Source organism: Kitasatospora nipponensis (assembly GCF_039528135.1).
GTDB classification, from domain to species: Bacteria; Actinomycetota; Actinomycetes; order Streptomycetales; family Streptomycetaceae; genus Kitasatospora; species Kitasatospora nipponensis.
Genome location: NZ_BAAALF010000645.1, coordinates 1 through 799, shown reverse-complemented (window position 1 = coordinate 799; position 799 = coordinate 1). Strand labels below are relative to the sequence as shown.

The 799-nt window shown below is 70.0% G+C and carries 1 protein-coding gene; it reads left to right on the top strand.

All coding sequences use genetic code 11. From position 1 onward, the window contains the following. A partial coding sequence (locus ABD323_RS42460) for an alkaline phosphatase D family protein (protein WP_344447399.1) occupies positions 1 to 799 on the top strand: 799 nt, incomplete at both ends.

Sequence of the window (799 nt, the reverse complement as noted above, 5' to 3'; positions counted from 1 at the left end):
CACGAGGTGGAGAACAACTACGCCAACATGGTCCGCGCCGACAGCAGCCCCGTGCTGACGGCCGCTCAGTGGACCGCGCGGCGCACCGCCGCGTACCAGGCCTACTTCGAGAACATGCCGCTGCGGGCCGCCGCGACGCCCGCCGGCAACAGCATCCAGCTCTACCGCCGGGTCCGCTGGGGCACGCTCGCCACGTTCCACATGCTCGACACCCGTCAGTTCCGCGACGACCAGGCCTGCGGCGACGGGACGAAGGTCTGCGCCGACGCCGATCTGACGAACCGTTCGATCCCCGGCGCGGCCCAGGACTCCTGGCTGCTGGACGGGCTCGGCCACCGCCTGGGTACCTGGGACCTGATCGGGCAGCAGGTGTTCTTCGCCCGGAACGTGAACTCCTCCGGTGCGATGAACATGGACGCCTGGGACGGGTACCGGGCCAGCCGGGCGCGGATCCAGCAGGGCATCATCGACCGGGCCGTACGCAACCCGGTCGTCCTCACCGGCGACGTGCACGCGTCCTGGGGCAACGCCCACAAGGCCGACTACGCCGGTCCGCCGTCGGCGACCATCGGCTCCGAGCTCGTCTGCACCTCGATCACCAGCGGCGGCAACGGAAGCACCACCACGACGATCCCGAACGGATCGCTCAACCCGCATCTGCGCTTCTACTCCAACCAGCGCGGCTACGTCCGTACGCACATCACGCCGTCCCAACTCACCGCCGACTTCCGGTCGGTGGCGACGGTGACCGAGCACGGCGCGGCGGCGACCACCGCCCGGACCTTTGTCATCCACGACG